Below are 13555 nucleotides of genomic sequence, written 5' to 3'. Positions count from 1 at the left end.
AAAGGTGCAACTGTGCGGATCCTCATACCGCTGGTCGGGAGTCGCGGGGACGTCCAGCCCGGGGTAGCGCTGGGATTGGAACTCGAACGTCGCGGCCATGATGTGATCATCGGTGCCCCACCGAATTTCGTCGACTTCGTCGCCAAAGCGGGTCTGACTGCGCGCCAATTCGGCCCTGATGTGCACGCACTGTATTCGTCGCCGGAAGGTCAGCGCGCGTTGGCGGCGGGCAGCACATTCAAGTTGATGTCGATGGTGTCGAAGCAGATGTCGGAATATGCCGACCGGATGGACGACGAACTGATCGACATCTCCCGCGGCGCCGAGATGATCGTCTGCACCACGTTCAGTGAGGACCGTTCGGCGATCATCGCCGAGTCCCTCGGTATCCCGATGGTGACACTGCACACCTACCCGTGCCGGAAGAACAGTCACTACGCGCCGCCGGGATCGGTGCCCGCCAACTGGAAGGTGCCGGGAGTCTTCAATCGGGTGGCCTGGTCCGCGATCGAGCGACTGCGGACCGTGGTCTTCGGGAAGTACCTCAACAACCTTCGCGCCAAGCTCGGCCTGCCGCGATCATGGGCGAGCACCGAATCGATTCTGCTTGCCCGAAATGTCCCCGAATTGCAGATGTACGACCAGGCGTTTGTGCCGGGTCTCGCCGAGGAATGGGGCTCGTCGCGGCCCATGGTCGGCTTCCTGTGGTTACCGCAGTCAGCCCGGGCAGCGATCGGCGAATCGGCTGAAGCGCACACCGAGGTGCTCAACTGGGTGGACGCGGGGACACCGCCGATCTTCTTCGGCTTCGGGAGCATGCCCATCCTGGATTTCGCCTCGGTGCTCGGGATGATCGAGCAGATCTGCGCCAGGACCGGGGAACGAGCTCTGGTCAGCGTCGGCGGCGCCAGCCTGAGTCCCGAGATGCGCAATACCTCCGAGAACGTGAAGGTCGTCGATGCGCTGGCGCACGATCTCGTCTTCCCGCACTGCAAGGCGGCCGTCCATCACGGTGGAATCGGCACTCTCTTCGAGAGCCTGCGGGCAGGACTGCCGACGCTGGTCTGTTCGGTGTCATTCGACCAGCCGGTGTGGGGACACCAGGTGGAAAGGCTGGGGGTCGGCGCGCACATTCCGTTCACCAAGCTACGGGCAGACACGCTCAGTGCCGGAATCGACGCCGTACTCGACCCGCACATGCGTTCCCGGGCCGAAGCTCTGGGCGCGCGCCTGCAAGCGACCGGCGACGGTGTGCCGCGGGTCTGCGACATCGTCGAGAAGACGGCTGCGCGTTAGCGGCGTCTGGGCGAGAACACCACCGGCAAGGACGCCGGCGAGAGAACGAAGTCCTTCGCCTGCGGCTTGACCTGGAAACCATTGGGCAGCTGAATATCCCACCGGGAGAACAGGGCTGCGGCCTGCAAGGTGATGGACAGCAGCGCGAATTGGCTTCCTGGGCAGTGTCGTTGACCCAGCCCGAAGGCCATCATGACGTCGCGGTCGCCCGATCCGGAGTCCCAGCGGTCGGGGTCGAACGCCGCCGCGTTGGGAAAGAACCGGTCCTGGAGATGCACCATCAACGGGCTGAACAGGATGTTGGTGCCGTCCGGGATTTCCACCGCGCCGATCTGTACCGGGCCGTCGGCGGTGAGGATGCTGATCCACGGTGCCCAAAGGCGCAGTGTCTCGGTGAGGACGTTGCGTAGGTAACCCAAGGCGGCCACGTCACCCACTTCCACAGGGCGAGAACCGATTACCGCATCCAGCTCGTCCCGGATCTTTGCCGCGACCTCGGGTGCCCGGCTCGTCTCGTAGACAAGCCACGAGAAGATGGACGTCTGAGACCCGATGCTCGCCGCGAGCGACAGGAGCAGCTCGTCGACGAGATCGTCGTCGGACAACCTCGCTCCGGTCTCTTCGTCGACGTGGTGCAGCAGTGCCGACAGCATGTCGCCTTCGTCCGGTTCGTGGCGGCGCTGCTCGATGAGCGATCTCAAGGCCGCGCGTACCTGCCGGGAATGAGTGGTGAATCGGCGGTTGGCCAGGACCCGCAGCTGCCTCGCCGCCTTCGGCAGGGCGCCGCGAATGATGACTTCGCTGAGCAGCCAAGGGGTTCGCTCGCGGATGACGTCGATCTCTTCGGCGTCGGATCGCGCGCGGAACAACGTTGCCAGCATGGTCCGCATCACCAACTGGTGCACGCTGGAGCGCAAATCGCTCTGAACACCGCTCACCAGCGAGCTCGACCAGTCGTCGGCGATCGCGGCGACGGTGAGTCCGTACTCGCCCAGGCGACGTTGCCGAAAGACCGGTGCGATCAGCCTGCGGCGCAGATCGTGTTCGGGACCGCTGAGCACGTTGGTCGCGCCGCTGACCAGTTCGTGGATGGCCTCGCGCATCGGCTCCCGATGGAATGAACCCGCGCGCCCGAGGCTGACGTCCCGGATGAGCTCGGGGGTGGTGAGCAGATACGACGCGCGCGGTCCCAGATACACGCGCACGATGGGGCCGATCTCCGGAGCGCGCAGCAGCAGGTCGCGAGGATCACCCGTGACCATGTGGGCGTGGCCGATCAACGGCAGACGCCCTGGCGCGGTGGGGATTCCAGAGAGGCCAGCTGGCGTCATGGCCGCAGCGTAGCTGGTTTAGGACGACGTGAGGCCGCGAACGGCTTCGATGCGGGCCTTGAGCTGGTCGGTGGTGGCCGCCGCCACCGGCGGACCGCCGCAGACCCGGCGCAACTCGTTGTGGATCTGCCCGTGCGTCTTGCCGGTCCGGTGATGCGCCAGCGACACCAGTGCGTTGAGTTCGCGGCGCAGGTCTCGCAGCTGGCCGTGGGTGGTCAGCCGTGGCACCTCGCCGCTGGCGGTGCGCTTCTCGATCTGCTCTTCTTGCCTGCGCCGCAACAGATCTCGCATCGACTCGGCATCGAGGAGGCCGGGGATGCCGAGGTAGTCGGCCTCCTCGTCGCTGCCGGCCGGCGTGGCGGTCCCGAATGACGACCCGTCGAAGATGACCTGATCGAGCTCGGCGTCGGCGCCCAGATACTCGATCTTGTTCTCGCCGTCGTCGGGTTCGTCGCGGTTCTGCTTGGCCAGCTCGGCGTCGAGCGGATCGTCCTCGAGGTTCTCCCGGTGCGGCTTGCCCAGCACATGGTTGCGTTGGGCTTCCATCTCGCTGGCGAGCAGCAGCAGGTTGGGCACCGACGGCAAGAAGATGCAGGCGGTTTCACCGGGCCGCCGTGAGCGCACGAATCGGCCGATCGCCTGCGCGAAGAACAACGGGGTCGACGCGCTCGTCGCATACACGCCGACGGCCAGCCGCGGTACGTCGACGCCTTCGGACACCATCCGCACCGCAACCAGCCAGCGCGACGTGCTCGCCGAGAACTGCGAGATGCGATCGGAGGCGCCCTTGTCGTCGGAGAGCACGACCGTCGGCGCCTCCCCGGTGATCTTGAGCAGCAGATCGGCGTAAGCGCGCGCGGCGGTCTGATCGGAGGCGATGATCATGCCGCCGGCATCGGGCACGTGTTCGCGCAGGCCGCGCAGTCGGGTGTCGGCCGCGGCGATCACCGCCGGCATCCATTCGCCGGCCGGGTTGAGCGCGGTCTTCCACGCCCGCGCGGTCTGCTCGGCGGTCAGCGGCTCGCCCAGGCGCGCCGCATGCTCCTCGCCGGCACTGTCGCGCCAGCGGGCCTCGCCGGAGTAGGCCATGAACATGACCGGACGCACGACGCCATCGGCCAGCGCGTCGGAGTAGCCGTAGGTGTGATCGGCCTGCGAGCGGGCGAAGCCATCGGGTCCGACCTCGTAGTTGACGAACGGGATCGCACTGTCGTCGCTGCGGAACGGGGTCCCGGTCAGGGACAGCCGCCGCGTCGCGTCGTCGAACGCCTCCCGCATGGCGTCGCCCCACGTCTTGGCGTCGCCGCCGTGGTGGATCTCGTCGAAGACGACGAGGGTCTTGCGGTTCTCGGTGCGCACCCGGTGCCGGGTGGGGTGGCTGGCGACCTGCGCGTAGGTGACGACGACGCCGTGGTACTCCGCGGAGGTCTGCGAGTTGGAGTTGGAGAACTTCGGATCCAGGGCGATGCCGTGCCGGGCCGCGGCCTGCGCCCACTGGATCTTGAGGTGCTCGGTGGGGACGACGATCGTGATGGTCTCGACGGTGCCCTCGGCGAGAAGTTCGGCGACGATCCGCAGGGCGAAGGTGGTCTTGCCGGCACCAGGGGTGGCCACTGCGAGAAAATCGCGCGGTTTGGCGGTCAGATACTTGACCAACGCCCGCCGCTGCCAGCCCCGCAATGCCTGGGTGCTGGGCGCATCAACTGCCCGCACCCCTGGGACTCCTCTCCGGTCGAGATGGACTCTAGTGCAAGCAGATCCGCCGGCGCATATCGATCCGGCGTGTCGGCACAGAGAGTGGTGGTCGGCGTTGCGCCGCGATTCGCCCCGCCCGTCGCGTGCCTCAATTAATCCCTCGTCGAGGGTCAGCGGCCTATGCTTGGCGGGTCGGGTACCCGGGGGGTCCCCGGGTTGGCGGTCGGCATGACGGTGGCAGCTTGTGTGGCCTGCGGTACCCACCTGCGCGAGTCTGCGAAGTTCTGCGACGAGTGCGGCGCGGCCGTTGTGGCCAGCGCCGAACCGGCCGAGTACAAACAGGTGACTGTTTTGTTCGCCGACGTCGTGCACTCGATGGACATCGCTTCGGCGGTGGGGGCTGAGCGCCTTCGTGAAATCATGACCGCGCTGGTCGACCGCGCCGCGAGGGTCGTGCAGCGCTACGGGGGAATTGCCGATCAATTCACCGGCGACGGCCTGATGGCCCTGTTCGGCGTCCCAATCGCTTTAGAGGATCACGCGTTTCGCGCGTGCTTGGCGGCGCTGGAGATTCAGGAGGAATCGAAGGTCGTCGCCGAGGAGGTGCGACGGCTGGACGGCATCGACCTACAGCTGCGGATCGGCCTGAATTCCGGCGAAGTCATCGTCGGCCAGCTCGGCGCGAGCCCGTTCGGCCGTACCGCGATCGGCGAGCAGGTGGGGATGGCGCAGCGGATGGAGTCGGTGGCTCCGCCCGGTGGCGTGATGCTGAGCCAGTCGACCGCCCGGCTGGTAGAGGACGGCGCCATCCTGGACGACGAAGAAAAGGTCCGCATCAAGGGTCGGGACAGTCCGGTTCTCGTCCGTCGGCTGCGCGGTGTGAGGACGCAACGCGGCGACGGCGGTCGGCGGGACACGGTGTTGGTCGGGCGCGGGCAACAGATCGCCACGTTGACGGAGATCCTCGACCGCGCGATCGGGGGCACCGGCGGCGTCGTCGGGATCGTCGGCGCGCCCGGAATCGGTAAGAGCCGGCTGGTTCGGGAGACCGCGGCGCTGGCCGGTGCGCGCGGTGTCGCGGTGTTCTCGACGTTCTGCCAATCCCACACTCGCGACATCGCGTTTCACGCCGCGGCGGGGCTGCTACGCGCGGTCTTCGACACCGATGGCATGGATGCGGCCACCGCACGCGAACGGCTGCGAAATCGCCTGCCTGATGCCGATTCCGAGGATCTGATTCTGCTCGACGATCTGCTTGGTGTCCGTGAACCCGATGCCGAACCGGTCGTGATCGATGCGGATGCACGGCGTCGGCGGCTGACCCGCTTGATCAGGTCTACCGCGCTGGCCCGTCGGAAGCCGGCTCTCTATGTCATCGATGACGTCCATTGGCTCGATGCTGCGAGCGAATCGATGATCGAAGAATTCGTCTCGATACTTCCTCGGACGGTGTCTCTGGCGCTGTTCAGCTACCGGCCCGAATATCGCGGCGCCCTGGCACACACGGCCGGTTCGAGAATCATCTCTCTCGCCCCGCTCGATTCCTCGGAGACCGCGGCGTTGGCCGCGGCGCTGCTCGGTGAGGACCGAACGGTCGCCGGACTCATGTCGCAGATCGCCGAGCGCTCCGGCGGTAACCCGTTCTTCACCGAGGAGATCGTCCGCGATCTCGTTGAACGTGACGTGCTCAGTGGGAGCCCGGGCGCGTACATCTGCCATCTGGACTCGGCGGGTGTCACGGTGCCCGCCACTGTCCAAGCCACCATCGCGGCCCGCATCGACCGCCTCGGCGGCGCGGCGAAACGCACGCTGCACACGGCAGCGGTGATCGGGTCCCGGTTCCAGCCCGATCTACTCTTCAGGGTCGACGGGCGTGCGGCGCTGGCGGAGCTGACGGATGCCGAGCTGGTGGACGCCGTTCCCGCGTCGCCGCGTGGAGAGCACACATTCCGCCACCCGTTGATCCGCGCGGTTGCCTATGAATCGCAACTCAAGGCCGACCGCGCGGTGTTGCACCACCGGGTGGCCGAGGCGATCCAACAGGGTGACCCCGCAGCTGACGACGAGAACGCGGCGTTGATCGCCGGCCACTTGGAGGCCGCCGGGGACACGCGCGCCGCCTTCGACTGGCATATGCGTGCGGCGGGCTGGCTCATGACCCGCGACATTCGCGCTGCGAAGGTGAGCTGGCAGAAGGCTCGCGACGTGGCCGACCAACTCCCCGACGACGAGCCGGACGGCATTTCTTTGCGGATCGCCCCACGCACCCTGCTGTGCGGTTTCGCGTGGCGGGCCGGCGGCGGGGCGAGTGTTGCCGACTCCAGCTACGACGAGCTGCGTGATCTCTGTACGGCGGCCGGCGATCAGATGGCATTGGTGATGGGCACCTCGGGCCTCCTGGTCGCGATGGGCCTCAACCATCGGCTCAGCGAATTGCGTTCCCTCACACCGGAATACGTTCGCCTGCTCGAGTCGACCGGTGATCCCGCGGTGATCCTGTTGTCCAACTGCGCAACGTTCGGCGTGTTCCAAACAGGTGATATCGCCGGCGTGATGCCACTGTTCGAGCAGGCCATCGATGCTGCGGGCGGCAACCCCACGCTGGGCGATTTCTTCTTCGAATCGCCGTTGGCATTCGTGACCACGCTCCGCGGGCTGGCCCGATGCAGCCTTGGCGATCCGAGCTGGCGAGCGGACCTACAGGCAGGGCTTGCGATGGCCCGCGTCGTGGAAGGCATCACTCTGACTGCCATCATCACGTACGGCTACGGCGCGCTCCTGCTGAACGGCGTCCTACTGCCTGACGCAGTGATGCTGAGAGATTCGGCTCTTGCGCTGGAGGCCGCCGAACGATCGGGAGACGACCTGTCGCTGGCGTGGTCGCGAATCATTCATGGCATCATGCTGATCCGTTCCGGCGCCGGCGCCGGCAGCATCGACCTGCTCAGGCAGGGGCGTCACCAAGCGGCCGACCAGGCCGACCAGGCCACCGTCACCACCGCCGACATTCAACTTGCCATCTGCGCCGCCGATAGCGGTGATCTGGACGTGGCTATCGAAATCGCCGGGGCGGCCGTTGCGCACTTGTTCGACTGCGGTGAAGCCATTATTCGCGGGCCGGCCGTGACCGTGCTTGTCGAATCGCTGTTGCGCCGCAGAGGCGGCGACGATGTGCGGGAAGCGCAGTGTGTGGTCGACCGGTTGGCCGCGTCCGAGCACGACGAGGGCTTCGTGTTCTACGAACTGCCGCTGCTACGGCTTCGTGCTCAGTTGGCGCGCGCCCGCAACGACGACCGGGGTTACCGAGAATTCGTGGACCGCTATCGAGCGATGGCGCTGACCGTAGGATTCGAAGGCCATATCGCCGCAGCTGAGGCGATGGTGGGGCCGTCGTGACGGTCGGGAAGTTCGCCGCTCAGTCGAGCGGGAACACCACGCCCGTCAGCGCTTCCGACACCGCCCACAGCCGCTTCTGTGCGGCGATGTCGTGGGACCGGCCGTTGGACGAGACGAGCTTGGGATAGCCCCGCATCTGGAGGAATCCGCTGGGCCCGTAGTACTGGCCGCCCAGCACGCTCGGGTCGGTGGCGGCGCGCAGCTGCGGCAGTGCGCCCATCTCCGAACTCTGCACGGTCAGGCCGAACCCCCACTCGACGATCCGGGGCAGGTTGCGGCCCAATTCGGTGGCCGAACTGCCCGGGTGGGCCGCGGTGGCAATGGTGTTGGTTCCCGCCAGCCGCCGCTGCAGCTCGTAGGTGAACAGAAGATTGGCCAGCTTGGCCTGGCCGTAGGCGCCCGCGCGGCTGTAGCTTCGCTCGGACTGCAGGTCATCGAACCGGATTTGGCCCATGCGATGGCCGTTGCTGCTGACCGTGACCACCCGCGAGCCGGGAACCGCCAGCAGGCGGTCCAGCAGCAGTCCGGTGAGGGCGAAATGTCCCAGATGGTTGGTGCCGAACTGCAGCTCGAACCCATCCTTGGTGGTCTGCTTCGGCGTCATCATCACGCCCGCGTTGTTGATGAGCAGGTCGATCCGGTCGTGCCCGGCGCGCAGTTGGTCAGCAGCCGCCCGGACGGACTCCAGCGACGTGAGGTCGAGTTCCTGGACGGCCACGTCGGCGCCCGGATAGCGCCGGGCAATCAGATCGGCAGCGGCCTTGCCCTTGTCGAGGTTGCGGACCGCGAGCACCACGCGGGCGCCCTTCGAGGCCAGTGCGCGGGCGGTCTCGTAGCCAAGTCCGGTGTTGGCGCCGGTGATGACGGCCGTGCGGCCGGTTTGGTCCGGAATGTCGTTGACGGTCCAGGCGGCCATGCTCTTCTCCTCGATTACGATGGATAAACGGAGCGCGCGCCCCGGTTTCTTCGACTATACGGAACGTGCGCCCCGCTTTGTCAACGAGCGAGAGGGCGTGAGGTGGGTGTGAGCTGCCGGCCGCTGCGGGCCGATGCCGCGCGTAACCGCGCTCGGGTGCTGCAGGTCGCCTACGAGGTCTTCGCCGAGCAGGGGCTCGGCGTGCCGATCGACGAGATCGCCCGGCGGGCCGGCGTCGGCGCGGGCACTGTCTACCGTCACTTTCCCACCAAGGAAGCCCTGTTCGAGGCCGTCATCGGTGACCGGGTGCGCGTTGTCGTGGAGCGCGGACGGGAGCTGCTGGCCGCCGATCCGTCCACCGCGTTGTTCGAATTCATGCGCGAGATGGTGCGTGCCGGCGCGGCCGACCACGGGATGGTCGAGGCGCTGGCGAGCTACGGGATCGACCTCGACTCCGCGGCGCCCGGTGCCGAGGCGGAATTCCTCGGGGTGCTGGGCGAGATGCTGGTCGCGGCGCAGAAAGCCGGAGCGGCGCGGTCCGACGTCGGTCTGGCCGAACTCAAGGCGCTATTGGTCGTGTGCAAGAGCGGACAGGAATACGGCGACGACGTCGCCGACCGGATCACCAACGTCATCGTGGCCGGGTTACGCGCCGGGTGAACGGCCGATTCATCTTCTTGCACTCACCAAGGGCGAGTGCTAAAAAGGTGGTTGGCACTCCCGACCGGTGAGTGCTAGGTCGGGTCGGTGAGGCCGGAGCCGCGCACGCGCGGAGCACTCTCCAGCCGTCCGTCGCGGGCACTGTGCCGACCGAAGACGTGCCATCCCCAACCGGAGGATTCACTTCGCAATGTCCAAGATCATTGCTTACGACGAAGAGGCCCGCCGCGGCCTCGAGCGGGGCCTCAACGCCCTCGCCGACGCGGTAAAGGTGACGCTGGGCCCCAAGGGTCGCAACGTCGTCCTGGAGAAGAAGTGGGGTGCCCCCACGATCACCAACGATGGTGTGTCCATCGCCAAGGAGATCGAGCTGGAGGACCCCTACGAGAAGATCGGCGCTGAGCTGGTCAAGGAAGTCGCCAAGAAGACTGACGATGTCGCAGGCGACGGCACCACCACCGCCACCGTTCTGGCTCAGGCCCTGGTTCGCGAAGGCCTGCGCAACGTCGCTGCCGGCGCCAACCCGCTCGGCCTGAAGCGCGGCATCGAGAAGGCCGTGGAGAAGATCACCGAGACGCTCCTCAAGAGCGCCAAGGAGGTCGAGACCAAGGACCAGATCGCTGCCACCGCCGGAATCTCCGCGGGCGACCAGACCATCGGCGACCTGATCGCCGAGGCCATGGACAAGGTTGGCAACGAGGGTGTCATCACCGTCGAGGAGTCCAACACCTTCGGCCTGCAGCTGGAGCTCACCGAGGGTATGCGCTTCGACAAGGGCTACATCTCGGGTTACTTCGTGACCGACGCCGAGCGGCAGGAAGCGGTCCTCGAGGATCCCTACATCCTGCTGGTGTCGTCGAAGGTTTCGACGGTCAAGGACCTGCTTCCCTTGCTGGAGAAGGTCATTCAGTCGGGCAAGCCGCTGCTGATCATCGCCGAGGACGTCGAGGGCGAGGCCCTGTCGACCCTGGTGGTCAACAAGATCCGTGGCACGTTCAAGTCCGTCGCCGTCAAGGCCCCGGGCTTCGGTGACCGCCGCAAGGCCATGCTGCAGGACATCGCGATCCTGACCGGTGGCCAGGTTGTCAGCGAGGAGGTCGGCCTCTCGCTCGAGACCGCCGACGTCTCGCTGCTGGGTCAGGCTCGCAAGATCGTCGTCACCAAGGACGAGACCACCATCGTCGAGGGTGCCGGTGATTCCGACGCCATCGCCGGTCGGGTGGCTCAGATCCGTGCCGAGATCGAGAACAGCGACTCCGACTACGACCGCGAGAAGCTGCAGGAGCGCCTGGCCAAGCTGGCCGGCGGTGTTGCGGTGATCAAGGCCGGCGCTGCCACCGAGGTGGAGCTCAAGGAGCGCAAGCACCGCATCGAAGATGCCGTGCGCAACGCCAAGGCTGCTGTCGAGGAGGGCATCGTCGCCGGTGGTGGCGTGGCTCTGCTGCAGTCGGCTCCGGCTCTGGACGAGCTGTCGCTGTCCGGTGACGAGGCCACCGGTGCCAACATCGTGAAGGTTGCGCTGTCGGCTCCGCTGAAGCAGATCGCCTTCAACGCGGGCCTGGAGCCCGGCGTTGTCGCCGAGAAGGTCACCAACTCGCCTTCCGGAACCGGCCTGAACGCCGCGACCGGTGAGTACGAGGACCTGCTCAAGGCCGGCGTCGCCGACCCGGTGAAGGTCACCCGCTCGGCGCTGCAGAACGCGGCGTCCATCGCGGCGCTGTTCCTCACCACCGAGGCCGTCGTCGCCGACAAGCCGGAGAAGGCCGCCGCACCTGCGGGCGACCCGACCGGTGGCATGGGCGGTATGGACTTCTAAGTAAGTCAACGAAAACGCCCGGTCCCCCTTGCGGGGGGCCGGGCTTTTTCGTTGTCCAGCCGCGCGTTGTGCGGTTTCATCCGCAACACGCCGTCGTCGGCGTATGGCGCCGCACACTCGGCGACGCTGTGGAGAGCGGAACACATGCGCCGCCGGGCTTTGACACTGTTCGCGAATGCAGACCGTTCCGTGGCCATTCATCGCGAAGGAGATGCTCGAGGCGGGAGCGCTGACGTTCCGCGAACTCCGGCGGTTCCATTGCGCCGTCTATCCCGGCGTCTGGGTTCCGCGGGGGGTCGACATCTCGGCAATAGATCGCGCGCGGGCCGCCTGGTTGTGGTCTCACCGCAGTGGCGTGCTCGCGGGGTTATCGGCGTCGGCGTTGTTAGGCGCCAAGTGGATCGGCCCTGAGGTTCCTGCCGAACTGATCCACTCGAATCGTCGGGCGCCGCGGATGCTGACCGTCCATTCGGACACCCTCACTCCCCGAGAGACACAATCGATCGCCGGCATGACCGTGACAAGTCCTGCGCGCACGGCCTTCGACCTCGGTCGGCGATTAGTTCTTGCGAACGGACTGCAGCGGGTCGACGCGCTCATGAACGCCACCGACCTCAAGGCTGTCGAGGTCGAAGCGGTGATGGCCGACCATCCCGGCGCGCGAGGTCTGGCCGGACTTCGGCGCACGCTCGACCTCGCTGACGGCGGTGCCGAATCGCCTTACGAGACGATGACGCGATTACTGTTGCTAGAGAACGGATTTCCGCGGCCCCAGACGCAGATTCCGGTGTACGACGAGCGTGGGATCCTGTTTGCCCGCATCGATATGGGTTGGCCGGAATATCGCGTCGGTGTCGACTTCGAGGGAGCCCACCATTGGACCGACCCACGGCAACGATCCAAGGATGTCGAACGCTATGCGCGGTTGCCGGAGCTGGATTGGGTCGACGTGCGGGTGACGAGTTCGATGCTCCACAACAGTCCGCGGGTCTTCCTCGATCGGGTTGGCCGTGCGCTCACGGCGAGAGGCTGTCCGCGGACATGGTGAGTGTGCGTCCTCATCCGCGGTCGGCGGCGTGTTGCGGACGAAACCGCACACTCGAGCCTGTCGACGGCGGCTAAAGCGGGACGCAGTCGTCGCCGCAGCCCGACGCCGTCGGCACGTTCGGTTGTGCCGGCCGGTGCAGCACGGCGCGATGGGGAACGACGCGCAAAGAGTCGTCGGTGAGCTCGCCGCGGCCGTCGACGATCAGGCTGTAGCCGCCCGGTTCGGCCGGTGGCCACAACAGAGTCGCATCAGGGTGGCCGCAGATGTTGCGCCGGGTGCTGTTGCCGACCGGACCGATATCGAGAACGCCGTCATGGAGTTGCGGGTCCACGGCCACGGTGTGTGCCCGGTGGTCGTCGCTCACGGTGATCAGGTAGCCGGTCGGGAAATCACCCAGCTTGCCTGCGAGCTGAGCGAGGTCGACCTTGATGCTCATGGGCGCAATCTTATTGCGGATGGTGCACGGAAAGCCTGGGAATATCACCGTCGAGCGCATAGGTTGTCGACGACATGTCGTTGCCTACGCCATCGCCCACGTCCACCGCCGTCGTCACCGGGGCGTCCTCGGGAATCGGCGCCGACCTCGCCCGCGAACTTGCGGCCCGCGGGCACGGCGTCACGCTCGTCGCCCGCCGCGAGGACAAGCTCAAAGAGCTCGCCGCCGAACTCGCCGACCAGGTACGCGTCGAAGTCATCGCCTGCGACGTCGCCGATCCGGCCGCCCGCGCCGCCCTGTTCGACGAGGTGGAGCGACGGGGCCTGACCGTCGACATCCTGGTCAACAACGCCGGCATCGGCACCATGGGCGCAGTCAAGGACGCGTCGGTCGACGACGAGATCGCCCAGGTCCGCGTCAACGTCGAGGCTGTCATCGACCTGACCACGCGGGCCGTGCAGATGATGGTGCCGCGCGGCCGCGGAGCGATCCTCAACGTCGGCTCGACGGCCGGCTTCCAGCCGTTCCCCGGCCAAGCCGGGTACGCGGCGACCAAAGCATTCGTCCGGTCCTATACCGACGGGGTGCGCGCGGAGTTGGCGGGCACCGGCGTCACCATCGGGACGCTCAACCCCGGTCCGGTGCGCACCGGATTCCTTCAGGCTGCCGGGATGGACGAGCGGTCGTTCGCCGACGCGTTTCCGAAGTTTATGTGGGAGCCGTCGCGCGATGTCGCCAAGGCCGGTATCGACGTGATCGACCAGGACCGCGGCAGCGTCATCCCCGGACTGGCGAGCCAGGTGTCGACGCGGATCTTCCAGGTGCTGCCGAAACGGCTACTGCTGCCGCTGTTGGTCAAGCAGCATCCGGCGCTACGACGCTGAATCCAATTCAGTAGTCGGCTACGTAGCCCGGCCGGCGTGGTGGCCCGTTAAGGTGGCAATGCGCCATCGAGGGCGGT

10 protein-coding genes are annotated in these 13555 nt (G+C 66.8%); 6 read left to right on the top strand and 4 right to left on the bottom strand.

All coding sequences use genetic code 11. The features are described 5' to 3' along the window. Window positions 1-12: 12 nt before the first annotated feature. Window positions 13-1296: a glycosyltransferase gene (locus HPC46_RS00935; protein WP_179466329.1), complete on the top strand. Its 1284-nt coding sequence runs from the start codon at window positions 13-15 to the stop codon at window positions 1294-1296. Here HPC46_RS00935 and HPC46_RS00930 read toward each other — a convergent pair. Both HPC46_RS00930 and HPC46_RS00925 read right to left on the bottom strand, forming a co-directional pair. Next, window positions 1293-2627: a cytochrome P450 gene (locus HPC46_RS00930; RefSeq protein ID WP_179466328.1), complete on the bottom strand. Its 1335-nt coding sequence runs from the start codon at window positions 2625-2627 to the stop codon at window positions 1293-1295. The genes HPC46_RS00935 and HPC46_RS00930 overlap by 4 nt on opposite strands. An 18-nt stretch (window positions 2628-2645) precedes the next feature. Beyond that, window positions 2646-4400 carry a DEAD/DEAH box helicase gene (locus tag HPC46_RS00925; protein WP_407665457.1) on the bottom strand — a complete coding sequence of 585 codons (1755 nt, stop codon included), beginning with the start codon at window positions 4398-4400 and terminating at the stop codon, window positions 2646-2648. A gap of 150 nt (window positions 4401-4550) precedes the next feature. On the opposite strand from HPC46_RS00925, the gene HPC46_RS00920 reads away from it, so the two are divergent. Next, window positions 4551-7718: an AAA family ATPase gene (locus HPC46_RS00920; RefSeq protein ID WP_179466326.1), complete on the top strand. Its 3168-nt coding sequence runs from the start codon at window positions 4551-4553 to the stop codon at window positions 7716-7718. Window positions 7719-7737: 19 nt separating this feature from the next. Here the strand turns inward: HPC46_RS00920 and HPC46_RS00915 are convergent, their stop codons facing one another. Beyond that, window positions 7738-8634 (bottom strand): SDR family NAD(P)-dependent oxidoreductase, encoded by an 897-nt coding sequence (locus tag HPC46_RS00915; RefSeq protein WP_179466325.1) that lies wholly within the window; start codon window positions 8632-8634, stop codon window positions 7738-7740. 102 nt (window positions 8635-8736) lie between these two features. Here HPC46_RS00915 and HPC46_RS00910 point away from each other — a divergent pair, with 102 nt between their 5' ends. The 3 genes from HPC46_RS00910 (at window position 8737) to HPC46_RS00900 (ending at window position 12158) form a co-directional block, all read left to right on the top strand. Continuing rightward, a complete protein-coding gene (locus HPC46_RS00910) occupies window positions 8737-9294 on the top strand; it encodes a TetR/AcrR family transcriptional regulator (protein WP_179466324.1) in 558 nt (185 codons plus the stop codon). Between the two features lie 190 nt (window positions 9295-9484). Continuing rightward, entirely contained in the window at window positions 9485-11110 is a 1626-nt protein-coding gene (gene groL, locus HPC46_RS00905) for a chaperonin GroEL (RefSeq protein WP_005143290.1), read from the top strand. Between the two features lie 175 nt (window positions 11111-11285). Then, window positions 11286-12158 (top strand): type IV toxin-antitoxin system AbiEi family antitoxin, encoded by an 873-nt coding sequence (locus tag HPC46_RS00900; RefSeq protein WP_179466323.1) that lies wholly within the window; start codon window positions 11286-11288, stop codon window positions 12156-12158. A gap of 70 nt (window positions 12159-12228) precedes the next feature. On the opposite strand, the gene HPC46_RS00895 is transcribed toward HPC46_RS00900, so the two are convergent. Next, window positions 12229-12594 carry a pyridoxamine 5'-phosphate oxidase family protein gene (locus HPC46_RS00895; RefSeq protein ID WP_179466322.1) on the bottom strand — a complete coding sequence of 122 codons (366 nt, stop codon included), beginning with the start codon at window positions 12592-12594 and terminating at the stop codon, window positions 12229-12231. Window positions 12595-12668: 74 nt separating this feature from the next. Between HPC46_RS00895 and HPC46_RS00890 the strand changes: the two genes are divergently transcribed. After that, window positions 12669-13478, top strand: a complete 810-nt coding sequence (locus HPC46_RS00890; protein WP_179466321.1) for an SDR family NAD(P)-dependent oxidoreductase — start codon at window positions 12669-12671, stop codon at window positions 13476-13478. The last annotated feature ends 77 nt before the right edge of the window (window positions 13479-13555 follow it).

The organism is Mycolicibacterium vinylchloridicum (assembly GCF_013404075.1).
Lineage (GTDB): Bacteria > Actinomycetota > Actinomycetes > Mycobacteriales > Mycobacteriaceae > Mycobacterium > Mycobacterium vinylchloridicum.
Note: the sequence above shows the minus strand (reverse complement) of the source record. Positions and strands in the feature narration are given on the sequence as shown.

Bases quoted from the DNA above. Each gene is read 5' to 3' on its own strand.
- HPC46_RS00930 (WP_179466328.1), bottom strand. From the start codon at position 2,627: ATGACGCCAGCTGGCCTCTCTGGAATCCCCACCGCGCCAGGGCGTCTG.
- HPC46_RS00895 (WP_179466322.1), bottom strand. From the start codon at position 12,594: ATGAGCATCAAGGTCGACCTCGCTCAGCTCGCAGGCAAGCTGGGTGAT.
- HPC46_RS00920 (WP_179466326.1), top strand. From the start codon at position 4,551: ATGACGGTGGCAGCTTGTGTGGCCTGCGGTACCCACCTGCGCGAGTCT.
- HPC46_RS00915 (WP_179466325.1), bottom strand. From the start codon at position 8,634: ATGGCCGCCTGGACCGTCAACGACATTCCGGACCAAACCGGCCGCACG.
- groL (WP_005143290.1), top strand. From the start codon at position 9,485: ATGTCCAAGATCATTGCTTACGACGAAGAGGCCCGCCGCGGCCTCGAG.
- HPC46_RS00900 (WP_179466323.1), top strand. From the start codon at position 11,286: ATGCAGACCGTTCCGTGGCCATTCATCGCGAAGGAGATGCTCGAGGCG.
- HPC46_RS00890 (WP_179466321.1), top strand. From the start codon at position 12,669: ATGTCGTTGCCTACGCCATCGCCCACGTCCACCGCCGTCGTCACCGGG.